The organism is Leisingera sp. ANG-M7, from assembly GCF_000813965.1.
Lineage (GTDB): Bacteria > Pseudomonadota > Alphaproteobacteria > Rhodobacterales > Rhodobacteraceae > Leisingera.
In genome coordinates, this window is the sequence record NZ_JWLI01000016.1 from 41,682 (window position 1) to 57,953 (window position 16,272).

Here is a 16,272-nt window from a genome sequence, read left to right on the forward strand (position 1 = left end):
ACGCCGAGGTTTCCGCAGGGTAACCCTGTCGCGCGGCAGCCGCCGCGGGACGCTTGCGGCACAGCCCCCATGGACGGGGGCGTCTAACCTGCTATGCAGGCCCGTGAACGACGGGGCGCAGGCAGGGAGCAGCGGATGGCACGCGCAATCATGATCCAGGGCACCGGCAGCAATGTCGGCAAGTCACTGCTGGTGGCGGGGCTGGCGCGCGCCTATGTGCGGCGCGGTCTCAAGGTGGCGCCGTTCAAGCCGCAGAACATGTCCAACAACGCAGCCGTCACGCCGGAGGGCGGCGAGATCGGACGGGCACAAGCGCTGCAGGCGCGCGCCGCTAAACGGCCGCCTCACACCGATATGAATCCGGTGCTGCTAAAGCCGGAGACCGACACCGGCGCCCAGGTGATCGTGCAGGGCAAGCGCCGCGGCACCCAGGGCGCAGGCTCTTTCATGCGTGACAAGTCTGGCCTGCTGGAAGCGGCGCTGGAAAGCTTTCACCGGCTGGCGGCGGAGGCCGATCTGGTGCTGATCGAGGGCGCGGGTTCGCCTGCCGAGACGAACCTGCGCATGAATGACATTGCCAACATGGGCTTTGCCTGCGCCGCCGGGGTACCAGTGGTGATTGCCGGCGACATCCACCGCGGCGGGGTGATTGCGCAGATCGTTGGCACCCATGCAGTGCTTGAACGCCATGATCTGGAGCGTGTCGTGGGGTTCATGGTAAACCGCTTCCGCGGCGACCTCAGCCTGTTTGACGGCGGCCGGGACGACATTGCCGCGCGCACCGGCTGGCCGTCGCTTGGCGTCGTGCCGTGGTTCTGGGATGCCTGGAAGCTGCCGGCCGAAGACATGATGGACATCGCCTCGCGCACGGGCGGCGCCTGCAAGGTGGTGGTGCCGCAGCTGGAGCGGATGGCGAATTTCGACGATCTGGATCCGCTGGCGGCCGAACCGGAAGTAACGGTGGAGATCGTGCCGCCCGGGCGCGCCCTGCCCGGCGATGCGGATCTGGTGATCCTGCCCGGCAGCAAATCGACCATCGGCGACCTCACCTACCTGCGCGCGCAGGGCTGGGACATCGACATCCTGGCGCATCACCGCCGCGGCGGCCATGTGCTGGGGCTCTGCGGCGGCTACCAGATGCTGGGCAAGACCATCGACGACCCCGAGGGCGTCGACGGGCGGCCCGGCAAGGTGGACGGCCTGGGCCTCTTGGACGTGCACACGGTGATGGCGGGGGAAAAGCGGGTGACGCTGACCGAGGCGGTCACGCGGGACGGCAACCTGCCTGTGAGCGGCTATGAGATCCACATGGGGCGCACCACCGGTGCCGACTGCGCCCGCGCCTGGCTCAGCATCGATGGGCGAGCTGAGGGCGCGGCCTCAGCTGACGGGCGCGTCAAGGGTTCCTACCTGCACGGGCTGTTTTCCGAAGACGCCTTCCGCGCCAGCGTGCTGGCGAGCCTCGGGGCAGAAAGCCAGGCAGGATATGAGGATGGCGTCGAGGAGGTGCTGGACGCGCTGGCGGACCATCTGGAGCGTTACATGGATCTGGATCAGCTGCTGGAGTTGGCGCAGGAAGTGCAGGCCTGACCCCGGGCGCGGTGCTGCCCGCCGTCCCCTTTCTCCGTCGCCTTCGCTGATGCCGGAAAATGGCGGACGGGGTTCTGCGTCAAGGATTTGCCAGCTTGCTGGCGCGCAGCGTCCTTGATGCAGAAGCCTGTGCGCCATAGGCATCTGTCTGTGAAGGCGATGGGGAAAGGGGACGGCTTCCCCGTTTTCTCTTGAGCCGGAAGCGAAGACTTCAGCCCGCCCCGATCAAAGCAGATCGTGGGCGGCCAAAGCACGCTGGATTTCGCGGCGGACCAGTTTGCGCACATTGCGGGTGATACGCTCGCCGAGCGGCCCCTGCAGTTCCTCGCGCACGATGGAGGCTACCAGGTCGCGCAGGGCGTCCTCGTCGAGGTAGCTGTCGCCCCCCTCGTCCGCCAGGGTGTCCATGGCCGCGCCGGTGACGGCGTCTTCCACTGCCGCTTCCGCAGAGGCTGCGGCTGTGTCCGGGTTCAGTGCAGCCTCGGGATTGTCCGGGGCTGTGACGGATTCCGGTTCGAAACAGGACGCCGGAACATCCAGGATTTCTTCTTCTGGGTCCTGTTCGCGGCGCAGCGGCAGCGGCTCGTCGCGCCATTCGATGGTGTCGGCGCCGGCAAAAGGCGCTTCGGTCTGGCTATCCGGTTCCCAGTCATGTTGCGTGCCGGCCTGCTGGATACTGGCCTGCTGAGTGCTGGCCTGCGCGGCAGAACCGCGCGCCTCCATCTCGGCGATCTTGCGGACCACGGAGGCGGCCCGGGCGCCGGCAGTGCCGCCCGCGAGCCCGCCGTCCTTGAGCAGGACGGGCGCCGGGTCAGCGGCCTCAATCTCAGCTTCTCCCGCCGCAGCGCCGCCGTGCCTACCGGCACCGGCCGCGGCTGCAAACAGGGTGTTTTCCGGATTGCCCCAGGGCGCGTCCGGGTTTGCTTGATCGGTATCTGCTTGTTCTGTTTCAGACGGATCCGCCGCGGCAGCATTGCGCCGCGACCGGGACAGTTCCCTGTGGTGGCGGAAAGCCAGCGGCGGTTCCTCAATCAGCAGGCTGTCAGCGTCCTCAGCAGCGGTTCCGGCATCCGCGGCAGCGCCGGAGGCGGTCTGCCGGGGCTCAGCCTGTGATTGCGTTTCCGGCTGCTCAGCAGGCTCCGCCGCATGGTCAGACGGCAGATCGTTGCGAGTGGCGGATTCCTGCACCCGCAGGGCGGGCGTCAGCACCAGCCGTGCCGCCGGTTCCGGCGCCGCAGGCTGTTCCCGGGTGTCTTCGCTCACCAACCGGCGGATCGAGGACAGGACATCTTCAATCTCGGCGTGGGTAACTGGGTCGGACATTTATTTTACCACTCTTGCCTCTTGAGTCAGAGTGTAGCGGCCTTCCCGTCCCCGCACAACAGATAGAGTGAATTGTCAGTCCCGCCCCAAGGCCTTGAGCACGCGGTCCAGATCCTTGCCGCGTTTGCTGTGCTGGGCCGGCGCGTCCTTGACAAGGTTGTAATAGAGCGTCGGATCATAGATCTCCACCGCCAGGCCGAGGTGTTCGGCAGTCAGCAGGCCCTGCGACTGCAGCAACTGGTAGGCGGCGATGGCCTGGCTGGCGCGGGCGTTCACCTGCTCTGTCTGGGCGTCGAGGTATTCCTGCTCCGCCTGCAGCACGTCCAGCGTGGTGCGGGCGCCCAAGGTGGCTTCCTCGCGGATACCGTCAAAGGCGACCTTGGAGGCGCGCACCCGTTCGCCCGAGGAGATCAGGCTGACGCGGGCGGTTTCGGCATTGTAGAAGGCGGCGCTGACCGCCTGGCGCACCGAACGCTGGGTGGTGATCAGGGTGCCGCGCTCCGCATCGGCGCTGGCGATGGCGCGGCGCCGGGTGGCGGCGTTGCGGCCGCCGGTATACAGCTCCTGTGACATGATTACCGACGCCGTTGCATCCGAACTGATGCCGTTGCCATCGTTGATGTCGTCGCTCAGCCCGGCGGTGGCGCGGAAGCTGACGCTCGGCCCCAGGGCGCGGGTTGCGGCCTGGATCAGGATGTCGGCGGCCTTGACCGCGTGCTGCTGTGCCAGCAGATCCGGCTGGTTGCGCTGCGCAATGGACTGCGCGCGGTCCAGCGAGGAGGACCGGGAGGGCAGACGCGGCTGACCGGCAATGCTGCCGGGCGCGTGGCCGACCACCTGCTGATAGGTTGCGCGGGCGGTCAGCAGAGTGCCCTCGGCATCGGTCAGGTTGGCGCGGGCGGCGGCGACCCGGCTTTCGGCCAGGGCAACATCGGTGCGGGTGACCTCGCCGACCTCGAAACGGTCCTGGGCGGCCTTCTGCTCTTCCTGCAGCAGGCGCAGGTTGTTGCGGCGCAAGGCGACATTTTCCTGGCCCTGCAGCACGCCGACATAGGCCTGCACCGCGGACAGGAGCACCTGCTGCTCCACGCCGAGCAGCTGCTGGCGGGTCGCCAGCACCAGCTCTTGCGCGGCGTCCTTGCGCAAGCGCGTCTCGCCGCCGTCATAAAGCAGCTGGGTCAGCTGCAGCTGGGTGCTGATGTCGTTGCTGGTCAGCTCGTTGAAGGTGCCGAACTGATTGGCGCCGCGGGAATAGCTGTGGCTGGCAGTAACGGTCCATTCGATCAGCGGGCGCAGCTGCGACAGCGCGATCGCGACATCCTCGTCCGCGACCCGCAGCAGCGCCCGGTTCTGTTCCAGCAGGCCGCTGGTCTTATACGCGCCGATCATCGCATCGGACAGGTTGTCCGCCGCGGCCTTGAGCGGCATCAGCGCAGTGGCTGTCACGCTGCCGGCAAACACAAAAGCCTTAAACACACTCGCAGGAAATTTCATTCGCATCGGTTGCCTTATCTTTTGCCGCGCCGCCAGCCGCGGTGGTTTGGTCGCTGTCCCGGGCGCCTGAATGCGCAGCGCCCGGCCTCTTCATCGGTGTGCGGCGGTGCCGCCGCAGCGCCCGGCCCGAAGGCTCAGAGCGCGAATTCCTTTGCCGCGGCGAAGCCCGGCAGCACCGGGGCACTGGCGTTGAATTCAAACCGCCAGGAAATCCGGCCACCGGTCTTGTAGCCGATCTTCACCTCGCCCAGGCTGCCGGTCATCATCAGCGCGGCGACACGGCCGCCGTCCTTGAGCTGGTCCAGCAACGCTGCGGGCAGCTCCTCGGCGCCGCCCTGCACAAGGATCACGTCATAGGCGCCGTGTTCCGCCGCGCCTTCGGCCAGCGGGCCGGTGTGCACGATGGCATTGTCGGCGCCGGTTTCGGACAGCAGTTCCTGGGCGTCCGCGGCCATGTCCTCGTCTTCCTCGACGCCGATCACCATCTGCGCGATCCGCGCCGCAACAGCCGTGGAATAACCCAGTCCGCAGGCCACATCGAGCACCAGTTCGTCGTTCTGCAGATCCACCGTGTCCAGCATCTTGGCCAGGGTGCGCGGCTCCAGCAGCACCCGGCCGCCGCCCAGCGGCACGTTCTGGTCCGCATAAGCCCCCTCGCGCTGCGCATCGGGCACGAATTTCTCCCGCGGGACTGCCAGCATGGCCTCAATGATGGGGTATTTGGTGACATCCGAAGGACGGATCTGGGTATCCACCATCATGCGGCGGCGCTCAGTGAATTCTGGCATCTGCTAAACTCATTTGTTCAGTCGGTCAGGCCGGTTGTGGCATATCCCGCCCGGCACGGCAACGGGGCCTGTGCGCGTGAAGGGCTAAAGTAGTGCAGCGCTGCCGCGGGGCAACGGGTCGTTGCGCGCAGGCGCAAAGCAGACGCAAAAAGGCCAGCAGCCCGGCAGACTGCTGGCAATCGGAGAGAGAAGCACGTCCGCGCCGCTGAGGGCGCCGCGATTACTGGGAGCAGGTTTTGCAGAAGGCAGAGGCCGGCCGCTGGTCCAGCCAGTCGTCGCCCATGTCGTCACCGCAAATCCTGCAGTAGCCGTAAGAGCCGTCGCGCAGGCGGGCCAGCGCAGCCTCGATCCGGCGCAGCTCTTCATGGCTGGCATAAGGCAGAACCTCAATCGCGCAGCCGGCGCCGCGTTCTGACCGCGGCTGGCGGTGAGACCCCATTCGCCGCGCGCGCGGCGTCTGCCCGGTCCGGGACAGCAGCCCGGCCAGTTGCTGGCGCCGCGTTTCAAGTATTTGTTTTCTGGCGGAAAAGTCCATAGTCCATGCCCTCCAGTTCAGGTTTCGCGCAACGTGTCCCTGGGTCAGTTCTATTTCCTTGATCCAAGTCAAGATACTCGCGATTTACGGGGAATGCACTATCCTATAAGTTGCAAATTTCTGGTAAATGCCCATCGACGGAGGATGCGGGCGGAGGGGCACGGCTGACCTTGGGGAGGCGCAATCGCGCCTTCCCGCTTTGCCGGAGGCAAGCCTGTGGTTTGACGGGAATGTCAGGCGCGGCCCGGCCTTGGGGCCGGGCGGGAGGTTAGATTTCTAGCGTGCTCTCTGCAGACGCCGGTGTTCGTGCGGGAACGCCTTTGGAAGGCGAAGAAACCTCTCCAAAAATCATGTCGCGATAGTGAGAAATGTTCTCAAGCCGACGCTGTGTGCCTTCCGCGTCTCCGCTTACGAACCACAGGCCAGTGCAAAGAGCCGCGTACAGTTTCCAGTCGCCCAAGCTTGTGCCCAGTTGCCTCTTGAAGGCATCGGAGAAAACCGAGGGTTTTGAGATGCTCGCTTTCTGAAGTTCATTTTCGAGCTGAGCGACTTTCGCATTGAGGCGGCCAATCTCTGCGCGCAGCTGATCTTCTGTTTCACTCGCAATGGCCCGGTCGCTGGGGGCATCCTGAATTGTTGAATTCACTGCCAGCAGCAAAGCAGGCAAAGCCGTCAGAGGTTCCAGCGCTTCAGGGAGCGCATTGGCACCGGTTTCCGCATGAAAGCGTTCGATACTCTGGGTGACTTGCGCGGCGAGGCCTTGCAGGCTTGCAGAGGCAATAATCCGGTTTTCGAATAAGTGGCTTACGGACTTGGGTTCGTGCTTGGGGAACCTTTCCTTGCCTGACGGCGGCGCTTTGAATTCAGCCCTTATACGCTCGATTTCGGCGGCGACGGCTTCGGGGCCAGCGTCCCAGACTTTTTCGTCGATCGAGGCAACTTGGCATTGGAGGCCCCAGCCAAGGGGGCTTCCCTTAAGAAATCCTAGATACCAATCGCGCCAAAATATCCAAGTTTGGTTGCTACCGGCTTTGGTGCCAAAAAGGTGTTCGAAGTCTGCTCTGAGGCTTTGGCTTCTGAACGTGGAAAGCGGTGCGGAGAAAACGTTTCGAGGTGAATGATTCCTGTCGAAGTGAAGAGTGTCGCAGAACAAATCGCTTTCTTTGTAAGGCAGGTCGTGCCGCAGCTGGCGATCTCTGGAGTCGACGACAATTTTTTCTGTGCCGCTGCCGTCACTTTGTTCCAACTGCGCTTCGTACAGCGCACCTTCAGCACTGTATTCAACGTGAAACTCTATGGCGTGCGTGCTTGCATTGAAAACAATCCCGTCTTCCTTTTCGTAAGTCTCCCAGAACAGTTCAGAATTGTTGCCGGGGGAATGCCGCTCTGGCTCCACGCAAATTCTTAGGACTAGCTTCAAGCTGTTGAGGAGTACTATGTCGCCGCCTCCTGAAGGAGTTTGGCTGAGCAACGAAAAAGCTCTCAAAAACACTCTGCCAGCCAAAGCTGATCGTTGCATGTCATTAAGGGATCTAAATTTCTGAAGATCATCCGCAAAGGAGTGCAGCACAGTGCGGTCCCTTCTTGACCAATACGTGATTCCAAATCATATGCCTCAGCATGACTGACCTCGCTCACATCCGCAATTTCTCCATCGTCGCCCATATCGACCATGGCAAATCCACCCTCGCTGACCGGCTCATCCAGGAGACCGGAACGGTGAAGGACCGCGATATGAAGGAACAGCTGCTCGACGCCATGGACATCGAGCGCGAGCGCGGGATCACCATCAAGGCCAACACCGTGCGCATCGACTACACCGCGCAGAACGGCGAGACCTATGTGCTGAACCTGATCGACACCCCCGGCCACGTCGACTTTGCCTATGAGGTCTCCCGCTCCATGCGCGCGGTTGAAGGCTCGCTGCTGGTCGTGGACAGCACCCAAGGGGTAGAGGCGCAGACGCTGGCCAACGTATACCAGGCCATCGACGCGGATCATGAGATCGTGCCGGTCCTGAACAAGATCGACCTGCCGGCCTCCGACTGCGACCGGGTGGCGGAGCAGATCGAGGATGTAATCGGCATCGACGCCACCGGCGCCATCCAGGTTTCTGCCAAGACCGGCCAGGGCATCCGCGAAACGCTGGAAAGCATTGTCCAGCACCTGCCTGCACCCGAAGGCACCCGCGACGCGCCGCTGAAGGCGATGCTGGTGGACTCGTGGTACGACAGCTACCTCGGCGTGATCGTTCTGGTCCGCATCATGGATGGCGTCCTGAAAAAGGGCATGCGGGTCAAGTTCATGTCGAACAACACCCTGCACCACGTCGACCGCATCGGCGTGTTCCGCCCTGCCATGCAGGTGGTGGACGAACTGGGCCCGGGTGAGATCGGCTTCCTCACCGCCTCGATCAAGCAGGTGCGCGACACCCGCGTCGGCGACACCATCACCAACGACCGCAATGGTACCGAGGTGGCGCTGCCGGGCTTCAAACCCGCCCAGCCGGTGGTGTTCTGCGGATTGTTCCCGGTCGATTCAGCTGAATTCGAGGACCTGCGCGACGCCATCGACAAGCTGGCGCTGAACGACGCGTCCTTCTCCTTTGAAATGGAAACCTCCGCCGCGCTTGGCTTCGGCTTCCGCTGCGGCTTCCTCGGCCTCTTGCACCTTGAGGTGATCCGCGACCGGATCGAACGCGAATACAACATCGAGCTGATCACCACCGCGCCAAGCGTGATCTACCATGTCTACATGAAGGGCAAGGACAACGAGCCCGGCGAGATGATCGAGCTGCACAACCCTGCCGACATGCCCGACCCCTCCAAGGTCGACCACATCCAGGAGCCGCGCATCAAGGCGACCATTCTGGTGCCGGACGAATACCTCGGCGACGTGCTGAAGCTCTGCCAGGACCGCCGCGGCATCCAGATGGACCTGTCCTACGCCGGCTCCCGCGCCATGGTGGTCTATGACCTGCCGCTCAATGAGGTGGTGTTCGACTTCTACGACCGCCTGAAATCGGTGACCAAGGGTTATGCCTCCTTCGACTACCAGATGACCGGCTACCGCCAGGACAACCTGGTCAAGATGTCGGTCTTGGTGAATGACGAGCCGGTCGATGCGCTCTCCACCATGGTCCACCGCGACCGGGCAGAGATGCGCGGCCGCGCCATGTGCGAGAAGCTCAAGGAGCTGATCCCGCGCCACATGTTCAAGATCCCGATCCAGGCCGCCATCGGCGGCAAGGTGATCGCCCGCGAGACCCTGTCTGCCCTGCGCAAGGACGTGACCGCCAAATGCTACGGCGGTGACGCCACCCGGAAGCGGAAGCTTCTGGACAAGCAGAAAGCGGGCAAGAAGAAGATGCGCCAGTTCGGCAAGGTGGACATCCCGCAAGAGGCGTTTATTTCCGCCCTTAAAATGGACAGCTGAGGCTGTCCATTTTAAGGGACGGCGGGCGAAAGCGGTTGGCGCAGCCAATTGCGTGCCCGCACCCCGGCGTTCTGCGGTGGAAACGCTACTTTTCTACTCTTTGCAAGACGGGGCTACGGCCCCGTATTTTGTCGCTGACCTATCAAAGTCCCGCCCGGCCGAGAGGCCGGGCAGCGCCCGATCCGCCCCCACGGGCGGGCGCTTCGCACCCACCCTCGGACCGGGCGCGACCCTTTGACATTGTGCAAACATTTGTCGCAAATTCCCGTTGATTTTCTGCCGGTAAGGCTCCAAATTCCCCTCAGGATTGAATTTGAGTGGCGAAAAGCAATTATGGCCGGTGCGATTTCTCACGAGCATTTCGAGCATTCGAAGGTAGTACTCACACTTAATCTGGATAATAGCCAGCCAATAGAGCTTGGTGCCTTTGTAAGCGCGTTCACCTCTCTCGCTTCGGATTATAGAAAGGGGCTGGAGAACAAGGGGCTAGATGCCGAGGCTAAGCTTTACATAACTGAAGTCCGGTCCGGTTCAATTGTTGCGGATTTGATGCCTGTGATCGCAACAGCTTTCCCGGTGGTCGCAGCTAGTGTCGAGCAATTGGGGCAAGCTGTTGACTTCGTGAACACTTGGGCTGATCGGCTTACAAAATTGAAAGACGGTTTAGTTCCTGAAGGCCTATCAAAATCCGAACTGAAGACTTTCACAGATGCGGTGCAGGCCGTTGCGAGTGATCCTAATGCAAACCAATTGCTGGAGGCTGCCACTTTCGAGGATGGAAAACGAAAGGTTAAAGCCGCCTTCAAGTTTACCACTAGCGACGCACGCGCAATCGAAAAAACAATTGAGGGTGAATTTAAACGCTTGGAGCAGCAAACCGAGCAGACCCATGAGCGAGTCCTGATGTACTTTACTCGATCAGACATTGGCAACGCGCCAATTGAAAAGCGAAGTGGCGAGCGTGCTATTATTAGTACAATCTCAGAAAGAGACTTGCCGATTATGTATGCGTCTGAACTGGCAGAGGAAAAAATTAAGCACGAAATTCGGGAGCCTGACGAAAATATCTACAAGAAGGGCTTCAATGTTGACGTCTCGGTGCAGTTTCGAGGTGAGAAAGCAATTGTTTACAAGGTGTTGGCAGTTCACCAGGTGATTGACCTACCTGACGAATAGAGGGTATCGCCTGGTCGCCAGGCCGGGCAGCGCCCGTCCCGCCCCCACGGGGCGGGCGCTGCCCTCTGCGTGCTGATCTAAACCTTGCAAAAGCCAGGGTGTCGGGGCGTTGCCTCTCAATATGAGGAGGCGTTATCGCCGCAGGGCAGGCACGCCCTGCGATGTCGGCCAACCGCCGCTCCTCTCTAAACCTATGTGCGCCACTCTCCGCCCATCCGCGGCCTCTGCGCACCAACCCGCTGAAAACGCACCCGTTCCGTGTTATCCTCTACCCCGTTCATCTGGGGAGGATAACACCATGAAACACCTGACTTTGGCTGCCGCGATCACCCTCCTGGCGTCGCCGCTTCTGGCCGGGCAATGCCCCGCCGACATTGCCGCCATCGACGCCGCGCTGGCCGCTGGCACCGAACTGTCGGAGGCCGATCTGGCAACCGTTCAGGAACTGCGCGACGAGGGGCAAAGCCTGCATGACAGCGGCGACCATGCCAACTCGGTTGCGGCCCTGGCAGAAGCCAAGGCGATGCTGGGCATCTGAGGCCCCGCAGCAGAAACAGAAAAACGCCCGGCGGCACACCGGGCGTTTTTGCGTCTCCTCGCGAAGGCTGGTCCGCTTACAGCGCGTCCTGCACGTCCTGCGCGGCGCCGCTGATCGCGTTGCCGGCCTTGGAAATATCGCGCCCCGCGCCCTTGGCGGTCTCACAGGCTGCCAGCCCCAGCAGCATCAGCGCGCAGGCAAAAATCCGCATCATTCCGGTCACTCCTCAAATCTGCTCTCTCTGTTGGCAAAATGTCTAGCAAGCCATTGGGGCGCCGGCCAGAGGCTTTGATGCAGTTGAGCGAGGTCAAGGCCGTGAGGTGCGCGCCGGGCTAGGCTTTGGACGAACAGTCACGAGGAGGCAGAGCCATGGACCTGAAGACCCGCAAACAGGCGCTGGAGGCACGCCGCGCCGAGCTGACCGGGCATCTTGCCAAGGTGGAGCACACGCTGGACGCGCCGATGCCGCAGGACTGGGAGGACCGCGCGTCGGAGCGCCAGGGCGACGAGGTGCTGGAAAGCCTCGGCAACGCCGAACTGGACGAGCTGCGCCGGATTGATGCTGCGCTGGCCCGGATCAAGGCGGGCACCTATGGCATCTGCGCTGCCTGTGGAGATCCGATTTCGGACGCGCGGCTGGACCTGCTGCCCGCCGCCCCGCTGTGCAAGACCTGCGCAGGCGCCGCCGCGGGCTAGCGCGCCTGCACCCGGCGCATCAATCCGGCGCAGGCTGCCGGGGCCGGGAACACATGCTGCCCGCGGACGGCCCCTGCCCTCCGCGCATCCCTGCCAAAACCCGGCAAATTCTCCGCGCCGCCTGCACGCAGCGAAGAAATGCGCTATACTGCTGCGGTACCCGGGACGCGCACCCCTTGTGGCGGAAGACACAAGCAAAGGAGGACGATCCGCATGGATGCAATTAAAGCCGCTGAATATGCCCGCGCGCTCTACAGCGCGCATGGCGACAAGGCTGAGGCCGAAGCCGCGCAGAAGATGCGCGCCTGCGAAGAGGTCGGCAAGGACAGCGAGGCGGCAGACTGGAAAGCCGTCCGCCAGGCCGTCCGCGCGATGCGCGGGCCGAACCAGACCTGACCGGAACCAGCGCTGGAGGGCCGTGGAAGGCGGCTCTCCAGCCGCCTTCACTCCCCGTTCACCACGATTGAAAACGGCACCGGACTGCGCCATACTGCGGGCAATTCCGCGGGCATCAGACCCGCTTGCCAAGAACGGGGCATGAGCAGATGAAAACTTTCCTGACAACCGCGCTATGCGCTGGATTTCTTGCAGCACTGGCACCCGCAGGTGCTGAGGCGGGTTCGATTGAGCGCGCCTGCCGCCAGTCGGACCGCACTGCGGCCTCGCCTTCGCTTTGCAACTGCATCCAGAAGGTCGCCAACGTCAGCCTGACCGCCTCGGAGCGCAAGACCGTCTCCAAGTGGTTTGCCGACCCGCACCAGGCCCAGGTGGTGCGCCAGTCCTCCAACCGCAGCGACGAGCGGCTGTGGCTGCGCTACAAGGCCTTTGGCGACCACGCGGCACGCAGCTGCGGCTGAGGCGGCGTCACAATCACCTTTGCTGAAGGCGTCCTGCGGGGCGCCTTTTTCATTGATGCATCTGCGCTGCGGCATTTTCGCAAGGGGGAAAGACTGCGGCATTGCCACCCTTGACCGCGCAGCGCCAAACAGCAAAGAACGGCCTAAGGTATTGGAGCAGTTGATATGTTGATCAAGGGCGTTTCCTTGCGCGGGCTGGAAGTGTTTGAGGCTTTGGCCAAGACCGGGTCCGTGGCCCAGGCCGCCGAGATGACCGGTCTCAGCCAGCCGGCCGTCAGCCAGCAGATGCGCAACCTGGAGAAGGCGCTGGACAGCGAGCTGATCGACCATGGCCGCCGCCCGATGGTGCTGACCGCCGCCGGGCGCAGCTTTCTGGCACGGACCGAGGCAGTGCTGGGCGAGCTGCGGCTGGCCCAGAGCGAGCTGACGGTGATGGACCTGACCCACCTGCAGGCGCTGTCGATCGGGCTGATTGACGATTTCGACAATGATCTGACACCGCGGCTGGCCACTATTCTTGCGGATAGCCTGACGCAATGCCGGTTCAAGATGATCACCGCCTCCAGCCATGACGTTGTGCGGGCGATGGAAGCACGGGAGCTGCATATCGCCATCGCCGCCACCGCCGGGGGCTTGCACGAGGGGCTGGTGGAATACCCGCTGGTGCGCGATCCCTTCATCCTGGTGGCGCCGCGCGGCGCGGTCTCGGATGCGGCGCAGGCGGCAGAGCAGCTGCAGGATCTGCCGTTCCTGCGCTATGCCCGCGAACAGCTGATCTCACAGCAGATCGAAGGGCTGCTGGGGCGCCAGAAGCTGGAGTTCGAAGACCGGTTTGAGGTCGGCTCGCATCTGGCGCTGATGGCAATGGTGGCGCGGCGCATCGGCTGGGCGATCACCACGCCGCTAGGATACATGCGCGCGGGCCGGTTCCACGACCAGATCGACGCTTTCCCGCTGCCGTTCGGGGAGATGTCCCGCACGATCTCCTTGTTCACCGCTGCCGACTGGGCCGACCGGGTGCCGCGGGATGTGGCCGAGACCGTGCGCCGCCTGGTGCAGAGCCATATGATCGACCCTGCGGTGCAGCAGATGCCGTTCCTGGCGGGCGGTTTCAGGGTGATAGGCGAGTAGCTACAGCGCCGCCTTGAGGCCCTGGGCAGCCTGTTCGATCAAGTCCAGGCAGCCGTCGAAGTCGCGGGTGTAGTAGGGGTCGGGCACATGGTCGGCACCGGCTTCCGGCGCGTAGTCCGTGAACAGGCGCACCGGGGTTTCGCTGCCAGCCGGACGCAGGGCCTCGATGTTTTCCAGGTTGCTGGCATCCATGGCGATGATCAGGTCGAAGCTTTCAAAATCGCCGCGCCGGAACTGGCGGGCGCGCAGGTCCGATATATCCAGCCCCCGCGCCGTTGCTGCCGCCTGCATCGGGCCGTAGGGCGGCTCACCCACGTGGTAGGACGCAGTGCCCGCACTGTCAGTCTCGGCATCCGGGCACAGCGCGCGGAACACGCCCTCGGCCGCGGGGGAGCGGCAGATGTTTCCTAGGCAGACAAACAGAATACGGGTAGGCATGGGCAAAGGGCTCCTGTGATCCGGGGTCAGTGATAGGAGGTTCTGCGGCTATGGGAAAGAGCAGTCAGAAGATCGTCATCCTGACAGGCGCCGGGATTTCCGCCGAGAGCGGGCTGGGCACCTTCCGCGACGCGGGCGGCCTGTGGGCGCAGCACCGGATCGAGGATGTGGCAACGCCCGAAGGCTTTGCCCGCAATCCGGACCTAGTGCATGGCTTCTACAATGCGCGGCGCGTTCAGGCAGCGGGCGCAGATCCCAACCCTGCGCATCAGGCGCTGGCGCGGCTGCAGCGGGAGCATCCGGGCGAGGTGGTGATTGTCACCCAGAACGTCGACGGGCTGCATGAGGCCGGCGGCGCGCAACGTGTTCTGCATTTGCACGGGACACTGGCGGGCGCGCTTTGTGCCGCCTGCAGCCACCGCTGGGCTGCGCCGATGGAAATGCAGACCGGCCAGCCCTGCCCTGCCTGCGCGGCCCCTGCCGGGCGGCCCGACGTGGTCTGGTTCGGTGAGATGCCGTATTTCATGGAGGAGATCTATGCGCATCTGGCCGGGGCGGATCTGTTTGCCGCCATCGGCACCTCGGGCGAGGTTTACCCCGCCGCGGCTTTTGTCGATGAGGCGCATCTGGCAGGCGCCCATACGGTGGAGCTGAACCTGGAGCCGTCGGCCACCGCCTCCCGCTTTTCAGAGCGCCGCTTTGGCCCGGCCAGCGAAACTGTCCCCGCCTGGGTGGCGGAGCTGCTCCGCCAGTCCTAGACGGCAAAAAGCCCGCCACGCGGCGGGCTTTGGGCGCGAAGGAGGGCTGCAGCGCGGCCTGACGCCGCGCCCGCCCTGCCCGGATCAGTTGGAATGGCCGGAGTGGCCTTCGGCCTTGCGCTCCAGATCCACCGGCACTTCGATCTCGACCTCGCCCGCCTTCTCAAAGACCAGCGTCACCTTGACCACGTCACCGTGGTTCAGCGCCTGCTTCAGGCCCATGAACATGATGTGGTCGCCGCCGCGCATCAGCATGTGGGTTTCGCCTGCAGGGACGGCAAAGCCTTCCTCCACATGCATCATCTTCATGACGCCGTCATCGCCTTCCTTGTGGGTGTGCAGCTGCACCTTGGCGGCCACGTCAGAGCGCACATCGATCAGCTGATCATCAGCCTCGCCCTTGTTCATGATCTCCATGAAGGCAGCGCCGGCCTTGGCGGTGGGTGACGAGACGCGTGCGTATTGGTCATGCACCATGATCATCGCATCGCCTGCAAGGGCGGAGGTGGCAAAGGCAGCGGCAGCCGCGGCTGCAAAGACAACAGACTTCAGGGACATATCCTGTCTCCTCTTGATAGGTATTCAGTTTTCAAATTGGGAGTGTGCGTGGCCGGTCAGGCAGCCGCTGGAGGCGACCGGGCGGTGGCGCGCAGCAGCAACTGAATCGAGGCTGGCACGGCCTGCCGGCCCGCCGTCATTTCGCTGTAAAGCAAAACCGGCAGCGCCAGCCCGGCGGGCTGCACCACCGCGTCCAGCACATGCATCACGCAATCGGGGCAGTTGTGCGGCGGTTTGGCCGGCTGGCCTTCGCTGTCCACATAGATTGTGACAGGGCCGGTGCCGGTGCAGATCACCATCTGGCCTGCAGCGCCGTGCTCCCCCTGCCGGGCGGCTGCGCTGTGCGCCGTCAAGGCAACGGCCAGGGCCAGGAACAGGCCAAGGGATATGCGCAAGAAGTGCATCATCACAGGCAGGTATGCCCCCATGGCGTGCCCGCCGCAAGGCCCCGCTCTGCGGCAGATTGCGCAAACGCAAACACCGCGCAGAGTTGCCTCTGCGCGGTGTCCGTAATCCGATCCGGTGAAGGGATCAGGCCAGGAAATTAAGCCTGTGCGGCTTGTGCCTTGGCGATCTCTTTCTTCACTTTCAGCGCGTTTGCCGACAGCTCTTCGTCCTTGGCTTTGGCCAGGAACGCGTCCAGGCCGCCGCGGTGGTCGACAGAGCGCAGGGCAGCTGCGGAGATGCGCAGCTTGACGCCACGGCCCAGAACTTCGGACTGCAGGGTCACGTCGTTCAGGTTGGGCAGAAAGCGGCGCTTGGTTTTGTTGTTGGCGTGGCTGACATTGTTGCCAGTCATCGGGCCTTTTCCGGTCAGTTCGCAACGGCGCGACATATCTTCATCCTTCGTTTTTGGTGGCTCCGGCAGTCCGGTGCCAAATCACAAGGGGCGCGGCCATTGGCTGCGCCCGAAAACTGGTCCGCTGCTCTTACGCTCAACCGGCAACAGCGTCAA

General features: G+C 63.5%; 19 protein-coding genes. 9 read left to right on the plus strand and 10 right to left on the minus strand.

Translation table 11 applies throughout. From position 1 onward, the window contains the following. Positions 1 to 135 precede the first annotated feature (135 nt). Positions 136 to 1,590 (plus strand): cobyric acid synthase, encoded by a 1,455-nt coding sequence (locus RA26_RS16900; protein WP_039185610.1) that lies wholly within the window; start codon positions 136 to 138, stop codon positions 1,588 to 1,590. Between the two features lie 225 nt (positions 1,591 to 1,815). Here RA26_RS16900 and RA26_RS16905 read toward each other — a convergent pair whose 3' ends face one another. The 5 genes from RA26_RS16905 to RA26_RS16925 form a co-directional block, all read right to left on the minus strand. After that, positions 1,816 to 2,913: a hypothetical protein gene (locus RA26_RS16905; protein ID WP_039185612.1), complete on the minus strand. Its 1,098-nt coding sequence runs from the start codon at positions 2,911 to 2,913 to the stop codon at positions 1,816 to 1,818. A gap of 75 nt (positions 2,914 to 2,988) precedes the next feature. Then, positions 2,989 to 4,413: a TolC family outer membrane protein gene (locus RA26_RS16910; protein WP_039185614.1), complete on the minus strand. Its 1,425-nt coding sequence runs from the start codon at positions 4,411 to 4,413 to the stop codon at positions 2,989 to 2,991. A 128-nt stretch (positions 4,414 to 4,541) separates the two neighbouring features. Then, positions 4,542 to 5,195: a protein-L-isoaspartate O-methyltransferase family protein gene (locus RA26_RS16915; RefSeq protein WP_039185615.1), complete on the minus strand. Its 654-nt coding sequence runs from the start codon at positions 5,193 to 5,195 to the stop codon at positions 4,542 to 4,544. Between the two features lie 220 nt (positions 5,196 to 5,415). Next, positions 5,416 to 5,634 (minus strand): TraR/DksA family transcriptional regulator, encoded by a 219-nt coding sequence (locus RA26_RS16920; protein ID WP_241482673.1) that lies wholly within the window; start codon positions 5,632 to 5,634, stop codon positions 5,416 to 5,418. A 364-nt stretch (positions 5,635 to 5,998) separates the two neighbouring features. After that, positions 5,999 to 7,249 carry a hypothetical protein gene (locus tag RA26_RS16925; protein WP_039185618.1) on the minus strand — a complete coding sequence of 417 codons (1,251 nt, stop codon included), beginning with the start codon at positions 7,247 to 7,249 and terminating at the stop codon, positions 5,999 to 6,001. Positions 7,250 to 7,350: 101 nt separating this feature from the next. Between RA26_RS16925 and lepA the strand changes: the two genes are divergently transcribed. The 3 genes from lepA (at position 7,351) to RA26_RS16940 (ending at position 10,879) form a co-directional block, all read left to right on the plus strand. Then, complete coding sequence (gene lepA, locus RA26_RS16930) at positions 7,351 to 9,165, plus strand: translation elongation factor 4 (RefSeq protein WP_039185619.1); 1,815 nt, start codon at positions 7,351 to 7,353, stop codon at positions 9,163 to 9,165. A gap of 252 nt (positions 9,166 to 9,417) precedes the next feature. Beyond that, complete coding sequence (locus tag RA26_RS16935; protein WP_193747632.1) at positions 9,418 to 10,341, plus strand: hypothetical protein; 924 nt, start codon at positions 9,418 to 9,420, stop codon at positions 10,339 to 10,341. A 298-nt stretch (positions 10,342 to 10,639) separates the two neighbouring features. Then, a complete protein-coding gene (locus tag RA26_RS16940; RefSeq protein WP_039185621.1) occupies positions 10,640 to 10,879 on the plus strand; it encodes a hypothetical protein in 240 nt (79 codons plus the stop codon). 76 nt (positions 10,880 to 10,955) lie between these two features. Here RA26_RS16940 and RA26_RS22480 read toward each other — a convergent pair whose 3' ends face one another. Continuing rightward, positions 10,956 to 11,093, minus strand: a complete 138-nt coding sequence (locus tag RA26_RS22480) for an entericidin A/B family lipoprotein (protein ID WP_019296116.1) — start codon at positions 11,091 to 11,093, stop codon at positions 10,956 to 10,958. A 155-nt stretch (positions 11,094 to 11,248) separates the two neighbouring features. On the opposite strand from RA26_RS22480, the gene RA26_RS16945 reads away from it, so the two are divergent. The 4 genes from RA26_RS16945 (at position 11,249) to RA26_RS16960 (ending at position 13,563) form a co-directional block, all read left to right on the plus strand. Beyond that, entirely contained in the window at positions 11,249 to 11,575 is a 327-nt protein-coding gene (locus RA26_RS16945) for a TraR/DksA family transcriptional regulator (RefSeq protein WP_039185623.1), read from the plus strand. A 213-nt stretch (positions 11,576 to 11,788) separates the two neighbouring features. Beyond that, the gene (locus tag RA26_RS16950) at positions 11,789 to 11,971 is read left to right on the plus strand and encodes a hypothetical protein (protein WP_039185624.1); all 183 of its coding nucleotides are present in this window, start codon (positions 11,789 to 11,791) and stop codon (positions 11,969 to 11,971) included. A 149-nt stretch (positions 11,972 to 12,120) separates the two neighbouring features. Further along, on the plus strand, positions 12,121 to 12,432 hold the full coding sequence (locus tag RA26_RS16955; RefSeq protein WP_039185626.1) for a hypothetical protein: 312 nt from the start codon (positions 12,121 to 12,123) through the stop codon (positions 12,430 to 12,432). A 165-nt stretch (positions 12,433 to 12,597) separates the two neighbouring features. Beyond that, positions 12,598 to 13,563, plus strand: coding sequence for a LysR family transcriptional regulator (locus RA26_RS16960; RefSeq protein ID WP_039185627.1), 966 nt, complete (start codon positions 12,598 to 12,600; stop codon positions 13,561 to 13,563). On the opposite strand, the gene RA26_RS16965 is transcribed toward RA26_RS16960, so the two are convergent. After that, positions 13,564 to 14,001 carry a low molecular weight protein-tyrosine-phosphatase gene (locus RA26_RS16965; RefSeq protein ID WP_039185628.1) on the minus strand — a complete coding sequence of 146 codons (438 nt, stop codon included), beginning with the start codon at positions 13,999 to 14,001 and terminating at the stop codon, positions 13,564 to 13,566. Between the two features lie 50 nt (positions 14,002 to 14,051). Between RA26_RS16965 and RA26_RS16970 the strand changes: the two genes are divergently transcribed. Continuing rightward, positions 14,052 to 14,759, plus strand: coding sequence for an NAD-dependent deacylase (locus tag RA26_RS16970; RefSeq protein WP_039185629.1), 708 nt, complete (start codon positions 14,052 to 14,054; stop codon positions 14,757 to 14,759). Between the two features lie 84 nt (positions 14,760 to 14,843). Here the strand turns inward: RA26_RS16970 and RA26_RS16975 are convergent, their stop codons facing one another. From RA26_RS16975 to rpmB, 3 genes are all read right to left on the minus strand, one after another. Next, the gene (locus RA26_RS16975) at positions 14,844 to 15,317 is read right to left on the minus strand and encodes a copper chaperone PCu(A)C (protein ID WP_039185630.1); all 474 of its coding nucleotides are present in this window, start codon (positions 15,315 to 15,317) and stop codon (positions 14,844 to 14,846) included. A gap of 56 nt (positions 15,318 to 15,373) precedes the next feature. Next, the gene (locus tag RA26_RS16980) at positions 15,374 to 15,745 is read right to left on the minus strand and encodes a hypothetical protein (protein WP_241482674.1); all 372 of its coding nucleotides are present in this window, start codon (positions 15,743 to 15,745) and stop codon (positions 15,374 to 15,376) included. 116 nt (positions 15,746 to 15,861) lie between these two features. Next, positions 15,862 to 16,152 (minus strand): 50S ribosomal protein L28, encoded by a 291-nt coding sequence (gene rpmB, locus RA26_RS16985; protein ID WP_019296104.1) that lies wholly within the window; start codon positions 16,150 to 16,152, stop codon positions 15,862 to 15,864. Positions 16,153 to 16,272: the final 120 nt, after the last annotated feature.